This is a genomic window from Kastovskya adunca, assembly GCF_059505785.1.
Window position 1 is genome coordinate 48,618 of the sequence record NZ_JCACLG010000046.1, and the last position, 21,159, is coordinate 69,776.

The window sequence follows — 21,159 nt, forward strand, 5'->3', positions numbered from 1 at the left end:
CTAGCAACTGGGCTTATCTTAAAACCGCGATTACTCCTGCACTTTCATTATTCATCCGGTCTACCGAGCACAGGGCATAAGTTCCGGGTTCTACGGTAACGCTGGTTGTCGCTGCCCCTAAAATACGTATTAGCTTCCAGCGATCGCCTTGTTGCTGATAGAGCGTCCAAGACCGAATATCGCCAATCGCCGTATTCCAAGTGAGCTTACCGACTTTTGCGGCGACACCTGTAGGCAAAGCAGGGGGGACATCATCCAACCACGGCATCGTCGGTACCAGTGCTGGGTTGGGGTAGATTGTGGTTTTAAAGGCATCAACAACGCTCAGGCGATTTTCGGTAAAGACCTTCATGTTGTAAAAAATATTGCCTGACGGTAATTGCGGGGTATTGTTGCGAGTTATCTCAACTTGCCGTTCATACTCAGAAATTGGCCAGTTCTTACTATCGAGCATACTTAAGCGATTCCCGGCATAGATGTGGCGGTTTTTGGGATTATTCTCTGTCCACCACTTCAGCAAAATGGGATAACTTTGGGCGGGAGGATCGATGCGCCAGTAAAGTTGAGGCGCTAGATAATCTACCCAGCCTTCTTCCAGCCACTTTTTCGGGTCAGCATAGAGCACTTCATACTGATCGAGTCCCTGAATCTGAGCCGGATAGCCCGGACGGTAAATGCCAAATGGACTGATGCCAAACTTCACATGCCGTTTCGTGGCATGAATTCCAGTAAAGAGGCGCTGTATCATTTGATTGACATTGTCCCGACGCCAGTCACCCAGGCTGAGTTTGCCGCCAGTGGCTTGATAGGCGCTGTAGGTCTTCTGATCCGCAAAAGTTTGACCGACGACGGGGTAAGGATAGAAATAGTCATCGAGGTGAACGCCATCAATGTCGTAGCGTCGGACAACATCCAAAATTACGTTATAGGTTAAGTCTTGAACCGCTTTCGCGCCTGGGTCCATCCACAGTTCGTTGCCGTGCTGGTAGACGTATTCTGGATGAGTGACGGCAATGTGAGGGCGGACGTTGGGAGATCTTTCTGTGGAGGTGCGGGCGCGGTAGGGGTTGAACCAGGCATGCAATTCAATGTTGCGTTGATGGCATTGGGCGATCGCAAACTCCAAAGGGTCATAAAATGGCTCAGGTGCTTTCCCTTGCGTACCACTGAGCCACTCGCTCCAAGGTTCCAGTTGCGAAGCATACAGCGCATCGCCCCCAGGTCGCACCTGCATAATTAATGTATTCAATGAGAGCGCTTGAATGCGCTCAATGATTTGCAGCAACTCCTGCTGCTGCTGCTCCACCGATAATCCGCGTTGGGAAGGCCAGTCAATATTCCAGCTTGTTGTCATCCACACCCCCCGCAACTCTCGCCGATGACTAACATTCACCGTCTCAAAGCGCACCACAATGTAACTTGAGTCAATTTTCGGCACCCGCCCCAGATAAAGCAACGCTTGATAGATAAACGCGGCTACCTCAGCCCGACTAGCGACTTGATTGGGCTTGAGTAACTTCACATCGGGATAATTCACCACAATGCCTGCACTGGTCGCTGCTGCCACACTATTGAGCGCCCAATCCGGAATCTGATTGGCATCGCGATAAATCTCCGGTAGGGCGGCTTTGACACTTCCGGTCACGTTTGCTGCCAACTCCAACCCACTCACCAAAGACAGCAACACCTCTAATCGGGTAATATTCGCATCTAAACGGAAGAAATTTCTAGGATATCCCGATAAAAATTCCGTTTCGTAAGCCTTTTGAATTGCCGCTGATGCCCAGTGAATAGCCGGAACATCCACAAATGGGACATACTTACGCTTTCCCGGCTGAGGAAATGCTTTACTGATCAAGGCGGCAAATTCAGCTCGGCTCATGCCCCGATTGGGTTGAAACGTTCCATTGGGGAACCCACTAACAAAGCCACCCTGGGCTAATCCTTCAATAAATAAACGTGCCCAATGGTTTTGACTATCAGAAAAGCGATTGGAAGAAGCAACCATACATAACTTGCTCTAGCCAGCGACAAACGTGCTGATTGTAACACCGGGAAAACTGAAGGCAAGGAAGCAGTGCGGCTGTAATCCATCCGTCAGGGGGATTGCCCACCTTATAGCTGTTGTACTAGATTCCAACAAAAAGCGCTCTCAGTCCCCAATTTTAGAGATGGCGGCAGTTGTTGACCCGCTGAGTTGATCAAGCAGAGCCGCGCTTAATCTTCTTAAGAAGTGTGTCACCTTATCGTCATGTCTTGCCGCTGCCTTGTTTGATTAGTTAGAAACGAAGCGTCAACCGACTGAATCGTGTCACCAATGCCATCAATGTTGTGATTTACAAGGAACCATCTATCGATGTCTTTTACTGCCAGCGTTATTTCTACCCAAGAGTGGGGAGCAAGACCCCCGAAGCAGTGGCAATCAGAAACGATTCCCCAGTACATAATCATTCACCATACGGCGACTCCCAATCCTCCCAATGATTTATCACGCGGTAATCTCGCCTCGGCGCGTGAGCTGGCAAGAAGCATTCAACAAGCACATATGGATGGTTTTGGCTGGGTAGATTCCGGTCACAACTTTTTGAACACAACGGGTGGCATTCTCCTAGAAGGTCGCCACAACTCTTTATCGACAATCAAGAGAGCACGTTCTATCGTTTCCGCTCATTCGGGTAATACCAAAGGTAATGAGTCACCAGGAATTGAAAACGAAGGCACGTTTACAACCTACCAAATGGGAGCAAGACAGTGGAACAGCTTGGTAGAGTTGTGTACTTCTATCTGTTCGTCAGCCAAAATTAGTCCTGACAACATTAAAGGACATCGCGACTTTTCCCCAACGCAGTGTCCGGGTAACTGGCTATACAGCCAACTCCCCCGGTTGCGGCAAGAGGTGCGTAAACGACTGGGAGAGCCTAGTTGGGATTATCTCCGAGAAGGGTCAACAGGGCTGAAAGTTCAGGAGTTACAACAACTTCTAAAAGCCCAGGGCTTCAACGCTGGCCCGATTGATGGGATTTTTGGTGCTGGGACGAGAGAGGCGCTGATCAGCTTTCAAAAGTTTCACAACCTTGAGCCGGTTGGGATTGTTGGCCCTGCAACCTGGGAGTTGCTGACTAAGGAGTCTAAGGCTCCAGAAAAGCCGACTCCGATTAATCTTGTGGACACCTATAGGTATTACCGCAGCTTACCCCACCAAGACCAAGCTATTGACTGGCTGCGTCAGCAAGTTTCCCCGGCTGTTTTAGAGCAGTTTGCCCAAAAGTGGCGTAATGAAATCTCGCAGACATTCTTGCCGCTTCAGGAAGGAGCTGTGGGTCTGGAAGTCAAGCAGGTACAACAACGATTGCTTGCCCTAGGATTTAATCTGGGGCCTGCCGATGGTATCTTCGGTGCTGGTACGAAAGCAGGGGTGATTGCTTTTCAAAAGGCGAAAGGGATTTATGCCGATGGTATTGTCGGGTCAAAAACCTGGACAACTTTAAACCTTAGTTGAATGTCACTGATTTGAGGAAAAAAGGGTCGTTCTTGAGAAAACCCAGCTTGGGGGGATTGGGGGGAAGCCCCCCAAGCTTGGGATGAGTGCCTCCCCCAGACCCCCTGCACAAGGTTTGATCAATTGTGATGAATTTTCTTAAGTGAGTGCCATTCAAAGTTAGTTAAGCAGTGGTCTACTCCCAAATTTAGGATGATTTGATTGTAAAAGGGGTAATAGTTACCCACTCTACTGATAACTTTTTGTGGAGGGGATGGAAGCAAGATAAGAGGCTCTTCTTCCCGTTTGTAGGGACACTAGGGGTGATGAAGTGATATCTTTGGCTGGAATAGTTAATAGTTAGTCAAGTTTTGATTCTATGTCTACAAATTCGAGCGATGTAGAACTTTCTATAGTAGTTCCTCTTTATAATGAAGAGCTTAATATTGATTATCTATTTGAGCGATTAATTTCTGCCCTCAAGCCTCTCAATTTAAAGTATGAGATGATTTGTGTGAATGATGGCAGCCGAGACAAGACCCTTGAGTGTTTGATTGAGCATCATCGCCACAATCCGGATATCAAAGTGATCAATTTGTCTCGGAATTTTGGTAAGGAAGTAGCTTTAACTGCGGGAATTGATTTTGCGACAGGTAGGGCTGTTGTGCCGATTGATGCGGATTTGCAAGACCCACCGGAAGTCATTGAGGAACTAGTTGCTAAGTGGCGTGAAGGTTATGATGTGGTGTATGCTACGCGGCGATCGCGTCAGGGTGAAAGCTGGCTAAAACGCTTTACAGCCAATGCTTTTTACCGCGTGATTGATAAAATCAGTCGCGTCCCGATTCCTCGCGATACGGGCGATTTTCGGCTTTTAGACCGCCGTGTTGTTGATGCCCTTAAGCAACTGCCAGAGCGCACTCGCTTTATGAAGGGTTTATTTGCTTGGGTAGGTTATAAGCAAGCTTCAATCCTTTTTGATCGTCCTTCACGACATAAAGGTTCGACAACATTTAACTACTGGCGACTGTGGAATTTTGCCCTGGATGGAATTGTTTCTTTTAGCTTTCTTCCTTTAAAAGTTTGGAGCTATATTGGAATTTTTATTTCTTTAACTTCCTTTATTTATGCCAGTTTTTTAGTGATTCGTACCCTCGTTGCTGGCATCGATTTACCTGGATATGCCTCCATTATGGCGGCGCTTTTATTCCTAGGAGGCGTGCAGCTAATTAGCTTAGGAATTATTGGTGAATATTTAGGTCGGGTTTATGAAGAGGTAAAAGGAAGACCTCTCTATTTAGTGCGAGATTCCTACGGTTTTAATAGTAGTGAGGGAGTGACAAAAAGCGTTTCCAATCCTGTTGAATATAAACCCGACCGCTCTATTTAGAGGTGATTTTAATTAGTAATGGTTCCTTTTACTGCCATTAGCAAAGCATAAAAAAAGCCCGCGCTAGGCGGACTTGAATTTCACTATTGAATTGAAAGATATCTTCACTTCAGGTGTCGAGTCTTAAGAAGCCAGGGCAACTTCAACCATCTGCTGCAATTCACCCTGTTGATACATTTCGATCATTACGTCAGAACCACCGACGAATTCCCCATTGATGTAGACCTGAGGAATTGTCGGCCAGTTGGAATATTCTTTGATCCCTTGACGTATTTCGTACTCTTCTAAAATATCTACAGTTTCGTAGGGAACACCTAATGTGTTGAGAATTTGGACAACGTTATTGGAAAACCCACATTGGGGCATCAACTTAGTGCCCTTCATGAAAACCAAAATTTTGTTTTCATTAACGAGTTTATCAATTTGTTCTTTCAGTTCTGGTGTCATAGTTTTACGTAAATTCCTTAGCGATCGCCTCTACTTCCAGTGTACTCAACTCAGGAAATAGTCTTCAAGTAGTTTGACCTGTAGCTTCCCAAGCTTGCGGGGTATAGGTTTTTAACGCTAGGGCATGAATCGCTTCTGATGCCATTTCGTTTTGCAGCGCGCCATAAACGAGCTGATGTTGCTTGATCAAGCTTTTCCCTTCAAACTCAGAAGAGACGACAAGGGCTTGCAGATGATCGCCGCCTCCTGTCAAATCTTGAACCTGTATGATGGCATCCGGCAACTTCTCTTTGATTAGTGCCTCAACTTGCTCTAGGCTAACCATTACAACCCCCATTTCACTGTAATGTTACAACTCTACCTTAGCGTTCAGGTGCAGGTGAGGAGGACTGACTGCCACGGGGTGTAGGATAGGGCGCATCAACAAACCCCAGTTCTAATAACTGTTGGTAAGCTTTTTTGCCGAGTTCGCGGGTGGGGTTTTGAGAGCGGACAATTTGAATCAACAGCGGTACTGCCAACTCAGGGAGATTTTGGGCTCGATGTACCAAAGCTAGTTGATAGGTGGCTTCATCGCGCATTTCAGCCGTTTCTACTGCTTTGCGCCGTTGGGCATCAAAAACCCGATTATCGATCCCGGAAAAGCTTGACGCCAACTGTTGGTAAAAATTGGACAGTTGGTTAAAAACCTGGCGGGCGTCCTGAAGCTTCTTGGCAGCATCGGTGTAGTTTTGGGAGTTGACGGCACTAGTTGCCTCTGCCATTAAACGCTGTCCACCTGCCATGCTCAGAAGACTGGCATCTTGAGTTAGGGGACGGAGATTGTTGGGGTCCGATAAGTCTGGCTGGAAGCCAGTATCTTCTGGTAGCGAACCCGGTTGTTGAGCCTGTGCGGGTGGCAGCAGTGCCAAAGCCGTTATGAACGGTAAGGAAACAAGGCAAGTAAAGCCAAGGCGACGAACAGTTCCAGAAGAGAGCATGAAATAATTTAGGGGTTAGCAAAAACAAGAGGGTCTCAAGCTTCGGGTATCTTATCATTGCCAGATGGGTCGTAAGTTAAAATACTCCGCCAACGGCTACCTGAAGTCTTAAGCGTGGATTGACTATCAGTTTCTGGGTAAAGTTCCCCATCAACTGCAAAGATGGAATTGCTCGCTTTCAACAAGTGCCAATTAAATTTACTCAATAGCTGTATAACTCAACGGTTCTTTGAGTAATCTCAGCGACCTGATGGGTATCAAAATTACCCTGGCTAGCCCCCTCGCAACCTCAGGAGAAGAACTGATGACCCGTAGCCCTGACCCTGCTGAATCTCCTCAAAATGCTGGCGTCCCAGAGTCAAGTGTGGGCAGGATGTTACAGCGCGGCGGAGAGGAACTGCTGTTAGAGAAACTTAGCGATCGCTTCACCATCCGCCCGACTTCAGACGACACCAACCTATCCCAACAAATCCCCGCAGAGTATAGCCAGCAAATCAAAACCGCTCAGTTAGCAGAATTTGTCGTTGACCCCAAGAATCAAGATGCCGCTATGCAGGCAGCACGGGCATCGGAAAATGTTGCCTTTGCTAGCCATGTTTACCAACTGCAATCGAGTCCAGAAACGCTTATTTATTTAACCGATGAAATTACAATTCAATTTGCCTCCGAGGTAGGGGAAAGCCAGAGGGAGGCGATCGCCAGTGAATTTGGCTTACAAGCCCTTAAACCTGTTGTCGGCATCCCTCACACCTTTGTGTTTCAAGTTACCGCCCAAGCCACGGAAAACCCGCTCAAAATTGCCAATCGCCTGATTGGGCGTCCAGAGGTGTTAGTGGCTGAACCCAACGTCATTGTCCCGCGAGAACCCCTCTACCGCCCCCTTGACCCTCTATACCTCCAGCAGTGGTATCTTCATCACAACGGCGGGGCGCTTTTAGCCGCAGGTTCCCATATCTTTGCTGAAAAAGCCTGGGATATTACGCGAGGCGATCGCTCAATTGTCATCGCCATTGCCGATGACTCCATTGACCTCAACCATCCAGACTTTCAAGGTTTAGGCAAAATTGTTGCCCCCAAAGACTTTAAAGACCAAGACTTTCTCCCCCTACCCGGAAGCCCCCAAGAAAGTCACGGCACCGCCTGCGCGGGAGTCGCTGTAGCGGAAGAAAACGGCAGTGGTATTGTTGGAGTTGCCCCTGGCTGTGCTTTAATGCCCCTCCGCACCACAGGTTTTTTGGACGATGGCAGCATTGAAGAACTCTTTGACTGGGTGATTAAACATAATGCTAGCGTTGTCTCTTGTAGCTGGGGCGCGGCTTCTGTATACTTTCCTCTTTCCTTGCGACAACGTGCCGTCCTCACTCGTACCGCTACCGAAGGACGCCAAGGCAAAGGGTGTGTAGTTGTCTTTGCTGCCGGGAATGCTAATCGCCCCCTGAGTGGCACTATTCTTGAGCGGGAGTGGCCTAATAACCTGTTGCGGGGGCCAACAAACTGGTTAGGGGGCTTCACCATCCATCCCGATGCGATCGTTGTTTCTGCTTGTACTAGCCTGAATAAAAAAGCAGCTTACAGCAACTGGGGAAGCAATATCTCCGTCTGCGCCCCCAGCAATAATGCCCCACCGGGAATGTGGTTTGAGCAAAAAGGGTTTATTGCTACTGCCCCAGAGGTAACCGTACCCACGCCCGGACTAGGCATTTTCACCACTGACCAACTTGGGGCGGCAGGGTATGACATAGGGGACTTTACTCATACGTTTGGCGGCACCTCCAGCGCCTGTCCCGTCGTCGCTGGCGTCGCGGCATTAGTGCTCTCTGCCAACCCCAACTTAAGCGCCCAGGAAGTTAAACGCATTTTACAAGACACGGCCGACAAAATTGTCGAACAGGATGCCGATCCGCAGCTAGGATTGCGACTGGGAACCTATGACGCGACAGGACACTCGCAGTGGTTTGGTTACGGCAAAGTGAATGCCTTTAAAGCTGTACAAGCTGCCAAACAACGGGTAAGCCAGATGGCAGCATCCCAACAGCTACAGGCAAAAAATGAAACCTCTGTTCCGATTCCTGACAATGAACCCAAAGGCGTCACTAGTGCAATTCGCGTCACCAACTCCGCCCCCGTGCGCGATATCCAAATCGCCGTCAACATTGAGCATGAATTTTTAGGGGATATCGAAGTCAGTTTAAAAGCACCGAATGGTCAAACCGTATTGCTGCAAAACCGCACCTTAGGTACCGCCACTCAGTTGCAAACGACTTACGCTCTAGAAACAACTCCCACCCTCAAGCAACTGCTTAACCAACCCGCCGCTGGTGTCTGGCAACTTTTGGTCGTCGATTATGCGCCTGTGGATACAGGTACGCTCAAAAGTTGGGAATTAACGTTGGGAGTGTAACGAATAAAAATCTTCAAAGATGGCATATCCCCAGGCACCTTGGACACTTAAAGGTTATGCACTCCAGACGGTGCATCTGATTGATGTTGCTGATGCGCGTCCCCTGATTCCCCCAGAGTTGGATATTGTTTCTGTATTTCCAGGAAAAACTATAGGCGGAGTTTACTTGTCCTATTACGGTCAAAGTCCCGTTATGGAGTACAGCGAGTTGATCGTAGCCCCTGGAATGGTCAGTCATTCCGGCAAGGTTGGTGGTTGGGTGTCTCACATTTATGTAGACAATCCTGACTCCGTTGCTGGGGGGCGAGAAATCTGGGGACTACCCAAGGAAATGGCTGACTTTACCTGGGAACGGGATGATAGCTCCGGATCGGGTTACAGCGATCGCGTTACTGTGCGTCAAGGAGAACGGACACTTTGCCGCCTCCGCTACAGCCAGCAAGGATTGGGATTACCCTTGCCATTAAGTTTTTACGGTTTTAGTACTCAAGACTCTAAACTTCTTGCCTACAAAGCCGATCTTGAATCTCGTTTAGGGTTAGTTAGCAGCAACTTAGAAATTCCTTCTGAGAGTCCTTTTGGGAATTTAGGTTTAAAGCAACCTTGGTTAACTGGTCATTGTAAGGAATTGCGCTTAGTAGTTAATGCGCCAGAGGTGGTGCAACAACGAGGAGCAGAGTTTAGTTATCAGTAGATAGATAGCAGTCCTATTTAAGTTGGGAGATGCTAGTACCTGAGATACCTGATTTCTCGAAAAATTCAGTCAGGTATCTCATCTTCACAAATTCTTTGACGTCAGATTTTTTAAATTGGTTTGTAGTGATGGTTTCAGCTCTAACTTAAGAAAATTAACCCTGATTACAAACCTTTAATTATTTGCTTTGTACTACTGATATTTGTTGTAGATGTTTAGAGGCTAGAAGGTACTAAAAATGAAAGTCTTACGCCTCTACTTAAAATTTCTCAAATAAGAACTATCAGTTTATCAATTGGGTCAGGGGATTTCTGTTGATTATTTTGGATCTAAAACCACTGACCACCTTTAAAGCGCCAACGGGGAAATAAAGCCCGCATTAGTGATTGAGAGGCGAGATAAATACTCAACCACACCAAGCTGTAATGGATAAAAAACCACTGCAGCGGCAAACCGCGCGACACATTTGGCAGACCAATAAGTTTCACAAGCAAGGCGAGAAAAATTCCTTCCCAGATACCGGACAAAAGTTGCAAGGCTCCCGGCCAGTCCCGATCCCAGCGAAACTTCTGAATGTAGTTATATAAAATATCCCAAGCTAAACCAAAGAGAGCGACATACAGCAATATCCACAAAAAGACAGGATTGAAACCGGGCCCAACGATGCCTAGATAAAACGGCAAGGTTATTAAAATCCCGACGGTAGCCAGTAGTAGCAATCGAGTTTGCCAGCGACCATATAGAGTAGGAGTCATCTTTTAGAGTCCTGAGTAATGGAGTGTTAGGGACGGGTTGAGCAATGGATGGGGGTTTGCTATAGCTATCTGTTGAATTTGTGAAATTTATTAACGAACCACAAAGGCACATCAGGATACAGAGAAAGTTAAAAAGGAGGGAGTACGCGATTGATTGAGGAATTGCTGTTAATCTACTTCTGCCTTTTAACTTCTTTTATGGAGATTGATTCCCCATCCATTTCAGCCATTGCAAAGGAGAGGTAATCACGTTTAAGCGGTGAAGTTTGGGGGCTTTTGTTTTGGCGATCGCATCTGTAGTTCTTAAGGCAACATACTGTAAACCGAGGAAGCTATCAACCGCTGCATAAGGCCCACCTAAGGTAATGGCTCCTGCCGCATACATCCGCCCCTGGGAATTCCGCATCTCGACTAATTCAAAATCGTTACTAACACTCAAACGCCCCAAAATATTGAGCGGCAAGTTGTAGTGGATAACTAGGTCGTTCAGAAGGGGACTGGCGGTGACTTGGGCATCTAGACCTGTGGCATCAACAATGAAGTTGGCTTCTAGCCGTGTTTGTCCCTGAAATTCTTTGTCTTGAATATAGGTGATGACGCAGTCGGATTCGCGCTCTACCCGTTCGACTTCTCCAAACTCGATTTTGTACCAGCCTTCCTTGATTCCTTCATCGACTATCCGCTGCCAATCTCTACGATCGGCAGTGGTTGTACCTCCCCAGTCGGCGAGTAAGGATTTTCGCTGTTCGGGAGTCGCTTTTTCCAAGACTGCCCGCAACTCGCCTCCCCAGCAAGCTTTCGGCCAGTTGAAGGGTTGAAATTCGTAATGGTGTTTGACAGAGCGTTGGGAAAAACCAAATTTGTTGCCTTGGGGTTTAGGCGATCGCATCAAATGTACTAAGCGAATCTTGGGGTTCTTTTGCCGTGCTTCATAAACTCGCTGCACAATTCGCGAGGCAACAATTCCCCGACCGCGAATCAGCAAAGTACCACCTTTTTGCTCTAAATGCTCGTAAATATGGTCGTGCGGCTCGTAGGCATTGACAACCGAGTTAAAATCCTGCGTTTGTTCCCGGTAGGCTTGCAAGTCTGGAAGGAACTTAATAGCTGGATATCCCGTTGCTAAGTGGACGTAACGGGCAACTAAAAAGGCATGTTCCCGGCGTCCGGTCTGAGTGCGGGAATAAGCGATCGCATAACGCCCATCTGTGGTTTTGCGAATCGACCGGACACTGCCATAGCGGAATATCTGCTCCCAACCAATGCGCTTGGCTTCCCGGTCAATGGAGTCAAAGACATTCCTCGCCCGTGGAGTATAGGTTTCTGCAAAGGTCGGTTCGGCAAAAATCTGCCATAAATAGCGAAATGACTCACCCACGCGTCCCTTCAAGAAATCTCGCCCTGCCTCGCGCAGCGCATAACTAGGCCATCCCCAAATATTATCTGGGCAAGAATCGGAATTTGAGCGCAGCCGCTCGTGCAAGGGAATTTGCGAACTGAGACACAGTTGCTGATAACGACCATAGGGCAGAGGTTCGACTCCCAAGGCGGCAACCTGCGGAATTTTTACCCCAGAAATCCGCAAAAAATCTACCCAAATAAAACTGCCTAGTCCTGCACCGACGGTGGCGTAATCCACCTCATCAACTGATAACCCGGTAGCATGAAGGTCTTGCACCTCTACTTCCATCCCTTGGAAGCTGGGTGGGGGAAATTTACTGGCGACCGGGGCAACGGCTGGGGGTGCAGATTGCGTGGGATCGGGGAGTTGAGTCTCTGGGTTAAAGAAAATCGCTGAAGCCCCAGAGGGGGAAGACACTTGAGTTGTAGGACTGAAGGTAACGCTAATTTGATAGGGGCCTATTTGTATGATGTCCCCACTGGCAAGAGAGGCAGGATTGTTTGCCTGCACACGAGTGCCATTAACAAAGACCCCATTGCGACTGTTTTGGTCAATGACAACTAGCGTCTCGTTATCCAGGTCAATTAATCCATGAAAACGAGATACTTCTAAACTATTAAGTATCATCCGTGAGACAAGACGTCCGGCGATCGCTGTCGGCATTTGATTGAAGTCGCGCCCGAAGGCAATCGGGACACTCAACAGCGGTTCTCGGCGATCGCTTGTAGTGGGGTCTTCCCAACTCAATTGAATTCGCAACGGTGCAGAATTCATCTTCTTTTTACCCTGAATTACTGATCGGAGTCATCAAGACACTGGCGGCAGCGGCTAGAGAAGTACCGCACCACTGACATCCCCAATCCAATCGCTCATAAGCTGAAGTGCGATGACAACGAGGACATTCCAATCCATAGGTCACCTCTGGGGAGTGTTGAGGTTGGATAGAGGGAGTGGGTGGCACCAGCATCGTAGGAGGAATAATCGGCGCAGAAAGTAGAACCGCGACGACCTTTACTTCGGCTTGCCCTAAGTAAATGATGCTACCTTGACTTAAAGAGATTTCCCCGTGAGTGACTTGTTCTCCATTAACGACTGGGGGATTACTCTGGCGCAGGTTACGCAGGGCAAAGTTGTGAGTTGTCGTGTTGAAAAAAATTTCAACATGCAATCCGGAGATAGTCGGATCGCTCAACACTAAATCGCACCGAGCCGGGTCACGACCAAGGCGGACTGTACCAGGACTTCTACTGCGCTGTTGGTTGTAAATTGTCTCTCTTTTTATTTGACCCTTTTCTTGCCACTCTAAAGTGAGTTCATGCATTTTCAAGAACCTCTTCGCTTTCCTCAAAATACTGCAATTACTAATAATTTGGGGGCTAATGTCCCTTAATAATTCTTTGTTTTATTAACTATTTACAATTATGAAATTAATCACTTTTGTCATGGCTACGGTGTTGATTCTGCTGTGCTGGGTTGCACCTAGCAGGGCAGAAAATCCGGCACCGACGAAGCAAGGAAGCGGTGGCAGCCAAGAACAACTACAACCGCTAAAAACTTATTTCCTGAATGTTTTGCCAGGAGGTGGGCGACAATTTATTAAATTTGTTCCACCTGTAACAAAACTTCTTGTTTCCTCCCAATCAGGAGATACAACGATTCGATTTGGCAGTAAGGCTCAGGCTTATATCAGCAAGCCAGGAAATCCTCAAGAAGTGAGTGCAGACATCTCTTGCCCAATTCAGCAATTATGGGCAGAAAATCCCCACGAAAAACCAGTACGCTTGCGAGTTGATGTTTATGCCGCCTCTTCGCCTACGGAAAGTGCGCCAACCTTACCGAACTCGGCTTGAGGCGAGTTTGTCTGCCCAACGGGTGGTTTCGGGCAAGCGGTATTTAGGGGTGCAACACAGGACGTAATCAATCGCCGTTGGTAGGCTGATGCGATGACCGACGGAGATATAAAGTGGCTTAACACCTGTACGCGATCGCAATACTGCCCCAATGGTTTCTCCTTTATACCGTAGCGGTTGCCAATTGCCTTTTTCCTCCGCCAATTCGTCATGTTTACCAACCAGCAAAGACTTGGCAACGCCAATTGTGGGCAGGTCTGCGAGTACTCCCAAATGGGACGCTATACCAAAGCGGCGAGGATGAGCAATACCCTGACCGTCACAGAGAATTAAATCCGGTGTCGTTGCAACCTGTTCCAAGGCATCGACAATGGCGGGAATCTCTCGAAAAGAGAGGAATCCGGGAATATAGGGAAATGAGGTGGGGCGGCGAGCGATCGCTTGTTCCACTAGCTGCAACTCTGGAAAACTTAACACGGCAACTGCTGCCTTCGTCACCGCCCCTCCTTCCTCAAATCCCACATCCACTCCCGCCACATACCGCACCTCTGGTAAGCGATCGCTAGTAATCACTTCCGGTTGCAATTGTTTTTGGACAATCGCCGCATCTTTTGGTGTGAGTGACCATTCGTGGCGTTGCTGAATTTCCATCCGTATTTAGCGCTAAGGCCCAAGAGAGACTTTAAACCGTAAAGGCGAGATCCCCAATTTTTAAAAAATTGAGGATCTGAAGGCACTAGCAGTGCAGATTTTTATTGAACCTGATCACAAAAAAAATCTATTACTAGTAATAGCAACAGCTATTATTTACAGCTTATAGAGTGCCTTTAAAAAAGAGCGATGTCCTCTTACTCAAGAAACAATTTAAGCAGATGTTAAAAAAGGTAAAGGGTAAGCCTAGACTTACCCTTTAGTGTTAAAGAGATGCGATATCGCTACTAACGGCGACCTCCGGGCGTCCGACCGCCTTCATCATTACTGCCGCCACGGGGTCGAGAGTTCCCCGGATCGCAACCTTCTGCACCGTTACCGATGCCTTGATTGCAGTTTTGCCGACGAGCGGGGTCGGGGCGATCGCCTTCTGTCTGTACCTCTGTCTGTGTTTCCGTTTGTGTTCCTGTCTGTGTCTGTGTTTCCGTAACAGTACCAGTAGTGACTTGTCCGGTACTCGCGTCTGTCACCACAACGTAGGGCGAGGAGATGGCTGTCACTTCTCCAGTACTCACTAAGGCTTGATAGATAAAGGCGGCGACTTCTGCCCTGGTAGCTACCGTAGTCAGGCTCAAAGACCTGACATTCGGGTAGTTCACCACTATACCCCGCTGGGTGGCAGCGGCAATGAGATTGCGGTAGCTAGTGGGAATGTTGGTAGCATCGCCATAAAACCCTAAAAGAGTTTCGCTAGAACCATTGAAGGAATAATCTAGACCCTGAGTCAGCGCGACCATAATCTCTAGCCGCGTTAAGCCGCGATTGGGATTAAACTGAGTGCCGGATGTCCCGCTCAGAAAGCCCATCTGATACGCTTCCTGGATCGCACTGTATCCCCAGTAGCTGCTTGAGACATCCCGGAAGTTGATGGCGTTACGTTCTTTATTCTTCTCAAACGCCTTGCGAATCATGGCGGCAAATTGCGCCCGTGTTACGGGTTCATTGGGACGGAAGCTACCATCAGGAAATCCTTCAATAATTTCCCGTGCCGCCAATTCTGTAATAAAATTGCTTGCCCAGTAGCTGCTTGATACATCCGTAAAGCTGATGCTGGCACTGCTCTGCTGCATCATCCTGCTAGTAGCTGCCGCTGTTTGCTGTTGAGTGCTGCTACCCATAACAGCTTGAGCGCTTTGGCTGCTGCTACCCATAACAGCTTGAGCGCTTTGGCTGCTGCTACCCATAACAGCTTGACTACTTTGGCTGCTGCTACCCATAACAGCTTGACTACTTTGGCTGCTGCTGCTACCTGTAACAGATTGAGTGGTTTGAGTTCTGCGGGTTGTCGTCTCTTGTCGGCGTGTGAGTTCCGTCGTTACCTGAGCGGTGATTGTCTCGCTCAATTCTTCATCCAGCTTGACTGTCGAACCCGTGGCGTCAGTGCGATAAGCCCAGAGTTGTTCCTCACTGGCTACAACTACCAACCAACCAGGAACTTGAGCTTGAGTACAAATTTCCTCTCCTAAACCGAGACAACCATCTGACCAGGTTTCTTGTTGAACTTTTACGATCGCTAGTTCGGAAAGTTGTTTGCCACTCTGCTCTTGCACGTTTTCTAAAACGGCTTTGGCGATCGCTTCTGGTAAGGACTGGAGAGTTTCTTCTAATGATTGACTTTGGGCAAGCTGGATCGGGGACTCAATACTACTTGCTTGTGTTGCCATCTCAGGCGCATCTGAAGACGGCGTAACGGAGGCGTTAAGCGCGAATGTCTCCAAAGGGGCGATCGCTAAACTAGCTGCCGCCAAAATGATTCCATAACGGGCAGCGAAAAATCTCTTATTCATAAACCTCAATACCACTGCAAATCGTTCAACCTGACCTAGGGGATTAACCAAGGTTCCTTCCACCCATCTTTTCAGCAAAAATTTCACATTACCGGAAATAACATGAAGGTTATTTAAAGCTTTTCCCCTTCTTTTGCCGATTTTTCAATTTCTAGGTTAATTCCCCTACCTAGCCGCACCGACACAACTAATTTATGCCATCTCACCCCAATCTTAATCAGTAGGTTTACAGGCAATTATTTAATGGTTCGCTAAATGTTCCGTAAATTCCGACTCCCTACTGGAGTAACGAAAAAACTACGCTAGAAGCAGGTTGAGAGCTGGAGGTAAAGACTATATAAAAATTACTTGTTGAGAGAAAAAAGCTCAGAGTTTAATTCACAAATTTTCAGTAGTTCTTCGATTTTAAGGTTGTAGTTTTATCCATCATGACGGATGCCTTTAACTACAGGCATTGCTTTAGACAAATTAGATTTGATCAAAATCAGGGAAGAGTCAACGATGAAGGTGCGACCGCTAGTGAATTTTGGAGTAAGTTTGGTGATGTTGAGCGCCGTTTCGCTACCAGCGCTAGCTCAAGTCCCTACAATCAACCAATCTGGTGCTGGAGAATCCAACCCGCAACGGGGATACGCCGCCTATACATCTCCAGCCGCTCTATTTCGCTCTTTAATTCCCTCCATTCAAGGCCAACTTCCTCAAGGTTTGGTCATGCGTTTACCCGGTGTCGTTCCCACCCAACTGAACAACGGGCTGAGATATCGCCCTGAAATTCAGACCTCTCCAGAATCAGGCTACTTTGCAGTCAAACTCACTGATCTAGATTGTCCCGAACCTGTAATGGGAGTGTGTGATGGAGGCACATTTTTTGTTGCCCATCACCATTTTGATTCCAGCGAGTTGCTGCAAGAAGGTCAACAAAATGGTACGAAACTTAACCTCGGTGGGGGAATTACCGGATTTTATCGGTCACACTCTCACCCCAATAAAGGTTTGATACGAAGAATGGTTTGGGAACAAGATGGACTGGTTTATGGGGTAGCCTCTCGGTCAATGTCACAACAGCAACTGATCAATGTTGCAGCATCGATGGCAAACAGTGTCCCCATTTACGACGTTACCCCTGGTTTTGAGTTTTCTAGTATCAATACTGGGTTCTAAAAACCCTTGCCAATATTGGCAAAAAACAGATTTTCTCCTCCTTCAGTAGAGTGCCTCGGCTTAAGATTTTAAGTCGAGGTTTTTTTTATGTATCGTCGAGGCGCTGACGGAGAATAAATTCAGCGATCGCTAAATCAACAGGTGTTGTCACTTTAAGATTCGTCTCTTCCCCTTCCACAATTTGCACCGATAACCCGCAGCGTTCAAACAACGCCGCATCATCCGTCACTTCCCAGCCTAAGTTGCGCCCTTTATCGTGACACTGCTGCAAAAGTTTCACCTCAAATCCCTGGGGAGTCTGGGCTGCCCATAGCTGTCGGCGATCGGGGGTAGATTGAATCACACCCGTTTTGTCCACCACTTTGATGGTGTCCTTCACAGGTACAGCGGCAATTAAACCCGGACATTCTTGCAATACAGAGGCACAGCGATCGAACAGAGCGGGCGTGGCTAAACATCTTGCCCCATCGTGAATCAACACCCGTTCTGCATCCTCAGGGAGGGCTTGCAAGCCGTTGTAAACCGATTCTTGGCGCGTTGTACCACCTGTAATAAACTGCACGGGTTTAGTCAGCGACAAACCAGCAATAATTTCCTTAAAGTCCGCAAAGTCGCCAGGTTGTCCGATAATGCCAATCCAAGCAATCTGAGCAGATGTCTCCGCCGCCGTCAACGTCCAAGCAAGCAACGGTTTACCGAGTAAGGTCAAAAGCAGCTTATTGCGACTACTTCCCATCCGTCGCCCCATCCCTGCTGCTGGAATTAATAAATGCATGTTTTTTTTAGTCCTGAGTCGGTGAGTCCTGAGTCCTGAGTTTTGATGAGGAGATGGGGAGATGAGGAGAATGTAGAGACAAGGGCATTCGCCTCTGGGAGCGGAGGAACACCCGGAGTAGGGGCACGGGAAGCCCGTAGCTCTACTGACGATGCCGTACCCCTACTGACCAACTCTCTTCACCCTTCATACTTCATCCTTCATACTTCACCCTTCATACTTCATCCTTCACCCTTTCTCCCCGTTTCTCTAATTCCTCGCCCCGAAATTGTGCGACTAGGTATATGTTCCCCTAAAATTAAGCTGAATATATAAGTCAATTGAGATGAGAATACTAGCCCTTGTCCCTGGTGGAATTGGCGATCAAATTCAGTTCTTTCCGACCCTTGATGACCTAAAGCGGTTTTACCCAGGAGCCGACATTAATGTCATTGTGGAACCGCGAGCAAAGGGGGCGTATCGGGTTTGTAAGTCGGTCGATGAAGTTATAACGTTTGATTTTAAAGGACGTAACGGTTTAGCAGATTTTGGCAACTTGTTGGGGATTATGCGCGATCGCGAATGCGATGTTGCCCTAACTCTAGGAACTAGCTGGTCAACAGGGCTTTTGCTCTGGATGAGTGGTATTCCCACTCGTATTGGCTACTCGGCTGGCATTCGGGAGGGATTTTTTACGACCACGGTACCGCTAAAAACTGAGCAGTACGTGGGGCATATGTACCACGATTTACTGCAAGGATTGGGCATCAATTCCCCTTGCCCTGATTTGAGTGTGAGTGTTCCCAAACAAGACATTCAATGGGCAGACGGCGAGCAGCAACGTCCAGGCATTGCAGAGAGTGGCTACATTCTTATTTATGGCGGTGCTAGTCAACTGGCACAAGCCAAAGCGATGGACAACGTCTACCCGGCGGCTAAGTGGCAGCAAATTATTCAAGATATTCAGCAAAAACAGCCGGATATGCCGATTGTCTTGCTCCAGAACCCAGAGAATGCCGAGTTGATCGGACAGATAATGAGTGCTTGTCCAAGTCTAAAGGTAATATCTCCGCCGGATATTGGTAAGTTGGCAGCAATGATCGCAGGTGCCAATTTGCTGCTGTGTACGGATAGTGCGCCGATGCACTTAGCCGTGGCGGTGGGAACTTACACCATTGCCCTGTTTGGCCCAACTGAGGCGAAAAAGCTCCTACCCAATAATGACAAATGTTTTGGATTGCAATCTCCTAGCCGTTGGATTGCAGACATTAAACCGGAGGACGTAATCGAGCAAATCTGGCGTGGCTAGATGAGCGGTATTTTTCCAGTGCGATGGTGTCCTCAATGGGGAATCGGGTGATCTCGCTTCCCATTGAGGACTTGCTGCTCAACTTTCGGTATCGCGCCATCAGTGCAGTAACTGAATGCGTTGGGGACATTTTGTTGTTTTAGCTTGACGCCGGAAGCCCCACACGATAGTTGCAGGTGATTTTGAGGAAATCGCTACCATACAGAAATAGCGTTAAATAAAGTCTTATGAGTCTGGAAAATTCTTCTCCCAATTCCCCCGAAGAGTTTGCCGTGAACTGCGCGGAAGCCTGTGTCAACGGCTGTATTTTGGGGGACAAATGCCCCAATCAAGAATATGCAACGGAGGCGTCAAAGTTCATTAGCGAAACGCCCTTGGACTCGATGCTAGATATCGCGGAGAAAGCGCGCCTCAAAAAACTTACCGCTCCCCCACAATGGGTGATTCCTGACTTCCCGTAATCGGCGTCAGGCGCGATAGGGATGGGTGAAGGATGAAGTATGAAATATGAAGTATGAAATATGAAGGAGGAGAAATTTAATCACCTCCCCCCATTCCTCCCATTCCTCCCATTCCTCCCATTCCTCCCATTCCTCCCGTTCCTCCCGTTGTTCCCCCTCCCATAGAGGAAAGACCCCACCCTAGTGCTAAAACTACTAGTCCAATCAAGGCTAAAACAATGCCTGTAATCAAAAATCCTGCGATCGCCCACATCCGTTGATGGCGTTTAAAATCCTTTATACTCTTCCAACGGCGGCTTTTCCATGCCCATTCGTTGCCTTTAATCCCCAAAACCACTGACATAATCGGCCAGGTAGTTCCTAAGGTAAAAGGGATAGTCACCATACTCAGGTCAGCCCAGGAAATCAACCCAATCCATACTTGATTGGTTAAACACCAAAATCCGGGCAGAAAAAACGCTCCCCAGTTCCAGCCTTGAATCTCTTCCGGTACTTTTACCGAACTGTCAAATACTTGCCCCTGTCCGGATCTGTTGGTTAGTGTTTCAGAGAAGCCCGCCTGAGATTGAGTCACCACAGGCGGCTTGCGAGCTGCATGGCTGTAGAGTTGCGTTGGGGGAACGGTAGAGGTGCTATCTAGTTGTCGCAGTAGTTCGTCTGCTGACTGAAAGCGATCGATCGGTTGGGCGGCAAGTATGCGGTGCAGGATAGCATTGAAAGTTGGACTCAGATGGGGGAGATGCTGCTCCCAATCCCACTCCATTGTCTGCAAGTTGATCAGTTCCTGGGGCGGTTTGCCGCTGAGTGATACTAAGACGGTTACACCCAAGGCATATAAATCACTATGGGGAGCAGCAATGCCAAGACGCAGTTGTTCATCGGGTGCGTAGCCAATTTTCCCTAAGCGAGTCCCCCCACTAGAGCTTATGAAGGAAGAATCTGCCACCTGAGCGCCCGCTAGTGCCATTTGCTTGACGCCACCGAGGTCAATGAGTACCGGGAGATTGTCTTGAGCGCGACAGATAATGTTATCGGGAGAAATATCCCTGTGAATAATGCCCAATGAGTGCAGGTAGCTCAACACGGGTAACAGTTGCCGCATTAGCTGGATAACTTCCGTTTCGCTGAAGGTGCGCCCCTTGGCAAGTCTCTCCTCTAATAGAGTTTGATAGGTTTTTCCTTCCACATAATCTTGGACTAAAAACAGGCGTCTCTCTTCTCGAAAAAATTCCCAGAAACGGGGAATCTGGGGAGAGACGAGTTTGTGAAGCATTTCCGCTTCCTGTTGAAATAGTTCCTCAGCTTTTTGTAGCGCAAAAGTGCCTTGATTGCTGGGGGTGAGTTCTTTGAGAACGACTAGCTCATTAAATCGTCCTGTATCTACTGCTAAGTAGGTTTTACCAAAGCCACCGTGTCCTAGAGGATAGCGAATAATGTAGCGATCGCGTAATTTTGTTCCTGCCCTCAGCTCTGCATGGGAAGTGTTCAGCTCAGGCAAATCTGCTCCACAGCAAGAACAAAAGCGTGCATCAACAGGATTTTGCTGCCCGCAACCGCTGCAAGTGACTAACTTCATGCC

19 protein-coding genes are annotated in these 21,159 nt (G+C 48.0%); 8 read left to right on the forward strand and 11 right to left on the reverse strand.

Annotated elements, in window-relative coordinates; translation table 11 throughout:
• Positions 1–13: 13 nt before the first annotated feature.
• Positions 14–2,008 (reverse strand): glycoside hydrolase family 10-like protein, encoded by a 1,995-nt coding sequence (locus AC5JR3_RS17215; RefSeq protein WP_495847775.1) that lies wholly within the window; start codon positions 2,006–2,008, stop codon positions 14–16.
• A 348-nt stretch (positions 2,009–2,356) separates the two neighbouring features.
• On the opposite strand from AC5JR3_RS17215, the gene AC5JR3_RS17220 reads away from it, so the two are divergent.
• Positions 2,357–3,499: a peptidoglycan recognition protein family protein gene (locus tag AC5JR3_RS17220; protein ID WP_495847776.1), complete on the forward strand. Its 1,143-nt coding sequence runs from the start codon at positions 2,357–2,359 to the stop codon at positions 3,497–3,499.
• A gap of 358 nt (positions 3,500–3,857) precedes the next feature.
• Positions 3,858–4,868 (forward strand): glycosyltransferase family 2 protein, encoded by a 1,011-nt coding sequence (locus AC5JR3_RS17225; protein WP_495847777.1) that lies wholly within the window; start codon positions 3,858–3,860, stop codon positions 4,866–4,868.
• 123 nt (positions 4,869–4,991) lie between these two features.
• On the opposite strand, the gene grxD is transcribed toward AC5JR3_RS17225, so the two are convergent.
• The 3 genes from grxD to AC5JR3_RS17240 all read right to left on the reverse strand — a co-directional run bounded on the left by grxD (position 4,992) and on the right by AC5JR3_RS17240 (position 6,295).
• The gene (grxD, locus tag AC5JR3_RS17230; RefSeq protein ID WP_495847778.1) at positions 4,992–5,315 is read right to left on the reverse strand and encodes a Grx4 family monothiol glutaredoxin; all 324 of its coding nucleotides are present in this window, start codon (positions 5,313–5,315) and stop codon (positions 4,992–4,994) included.
• A 64-nt stretch (positions 5,316–5,379) separates the two neighbouring features.
• Positions 5,380–5,640, reverse strand: coding sequence for a BolA family protein (locus AC5JR3_RS17235; protein WP_495847779.1), 261 nt, complete (start codon positions 5,638–5,640; stop codon positions 5,380–5,382).
• Positions 5,641–5,677: 37 nt separating this feature from the next.
• On the reverse strand, positions 5,678–6,295 hold the full coding sequence (locus AC5JR3_RS17240) for a hypothetical protein (RefSeq protein WP_495847780.1): 618 nt from the start codon (positions 6,293–6,295) through the stop codon (positions 5,678–5,680).
• 304 nt (positions 6,296–6,599) lie between these two features.
• Between AC5JR3_RS17240 and AC5JR3_RS17245 the strand changes: the two genes are divergently transcribed.
• The gene (locus AC5JR3_RS17245; protein WP_495847922.1) at positions 6,600–8,696 is read left to right on the forward strand and encodes a S8 family serine peptidase; all 2,097 of its coding nucleotides are present in this window, start codon (positions 6,600–6,602) and stop codon (positions 8,694–8,696) included.
• A gap of 19 nt (positions 8,697–8,715) precedes the next feature.
• Positions 8,716–9,390 (forward strand): acetoacetate decarboxylase family protein, encoded by a 675-nt coding sequence (locus tag AC5JR3_RS17250; protein ID WP_495847781.1) that lies wholly within the window; start codon positions 8,716–8,718, stop codon positions 9,388–9,390.
• 329 nt (positions 9,391–9,719) lie between these two features.
• On the opposite strand, the gene AC5JR3_RS17255 is transcribed toward AC5JR3_RS17250, so the two are convergent.
• From AC5JR3_RS17255 to AC5JR3_RS17265, 3 genes are all read right to left on the reverse strand, one after another.
• On the reverse strand, positions 9,720–10,145 hold the full coding sequence (locus tag AC5JR3_RS17255) for a hypothetical protein (RefSeq protein WP_495847782.1): 426 nt from the start codon (positions 10,143–10,145) through the stop codon (positions 9,720–9,722).
• Between the two features lie 196 nt (positions 10,146–10,341).
• Positions 10,342–12,321: an FHA domain-containing protein gene (locus tag AC5JR3_RS17260; protein ID WP_495847783.1), complete on the reverse strand. Its 1,980-nt coding sequence runs from the start codon at positions 12,319–12,321 to the stop codon at positions 10,342–10,344.
• Positions 12,322–12,328: 7 nt separating this feature from the next.
• Entirely contained in the window at positions 12,329–12,868 is a 540-nt protein-coding gene (locus AC5JR3_RS17265) for an FHA domain-containing protein (protein WP_495847784.1), read from the reverse strand.
• A gap of 100 nt (positions 12,869–12,968) precedes the next feature.
• Here AC5JR3_RS17265 and AC5JR3_RS17270 point away from each other — a divergent pair, with 100 nt between their 5' ends.
• On the forward strand, positions 12,969–13,397 hold the full coding sequence (locus AC5JR3_RS17270) for a hypothetical protein (RefSeq protein ID WP_495847785.1): 429 nt from the start codon (positions 12,969–12,971) through the stop codon (positions 13,395–13,397).
• Here AC5JR3_RS17270 and nfi read toward each other — a convergent pair.
• Together nfi and AC5JR3_RS17280 are read right to left on the reverse strand one after the other, a co-directional pair.
• Positions 13,380–14,048, reverse strand: a complete 669-nt coding sequence (nfi, locus tag AC5JR3_RS17275; protein WP_495847786.1) for a deoxyribonuclease V — start codon at positions 14,046–14,048, stop codon at positions 13,380–13,382. The two genes, AC5JR3_RS17270 and nfi, sit on opposite strands and share 18 nt — an antisense overlap.
• A 287-nt stretch (positions 14,049–14,335) precedes the next feature.
• Positions 14,336–15,895: an S-layer homology domain-containing protein gene (locus AC5JR3_RS17280; protein ID WP_495847787.1), complete on the reverse strand. Its 1,560-nt coding sequence runs from the start codon at positions 15,893–15,895 to the stop codon at positions 14,336–14,338.
• Positions 15,896–16,330: 435 nt separating this feature from the next.
• Here AC5JR3_RS17280 and AC5JR3_RS17285 point away from each other — a divergent pair, with 435 nt between their 5' ends.
• A complete protein-coding gene (locus AC5JR3_RS17285) occupies positions 16,331–17,056 on the forward strand; it encodes a hypothetical protein (RefSeq protein ID WP_495847788.1) in 726 nt (241 codons plus the stop codon).
• A gap of 85 nt (positions 17,057–17,141) precedes the next feature.
• Here the strand turns inward: AC5JR3_RS17285 and ispD are convergent, their stop codons facing one another.
• Complete coding sequence (gene ispD / locus AC5JR3_RS17290; protein WP_495847789.1) at positions 17,142–17,831, reverse strand: 2-C-methyl-D-erythritol 4-phosphate cytidylyltransferase; 690 nt, start codon at positions 17,829–17,831, stop codon at positions 17,142–17,144.
• 325 nt (positions 17,832–18,156) lie between these two features.
• Between ispD and AC5JR3_RS17295 the strand changes: the two genes are divergently transcribed.
• Positions 18,157–19,119, forward strand: coding sequence for a glycosyltransferase family 9 protein (locus AC5JR3_RS17295; RefSeq protein ID WP_495847790.1), 963 nt, complete (start codon positions 18,157–18,159; stop codon positions 19,117–19,119).
• 227 nt (positions 19,120–19,346) lie between these two features.
• The gene (locus AC5JR3_RS17300; protein WP_495847791.1) at positions 19,347–19,580 is read left to right on the forward strand and encodes a hypothetical protein; all 234 of its coding nucleotides are present in this window, start codon (positions 19,347–19,349) and stop codon (positions 19,578–19,580) included.
• A gap of 76 nt (positions 19,581–19,656) precedes the next feature.
• Here AC5JR3_RS17300 and AC5JR3_RS17305 read toward each other — a convergent pair whose 3' ends face one another.
• The gene (locus AC5JR3_RS17305; protein WP_495847792.1) at positions 19,657–21,156 is read right to left on the reverse strand and encodes a protein kinase domain-containing protein; all 1,500 of its coding nucleotides are present in this window, start codon (positions 21,154–21,156) and stop codon (positions 19,657–19,659) included.
• Positions 21,157–21,159 lie beyond the last annotated feature (3 nt).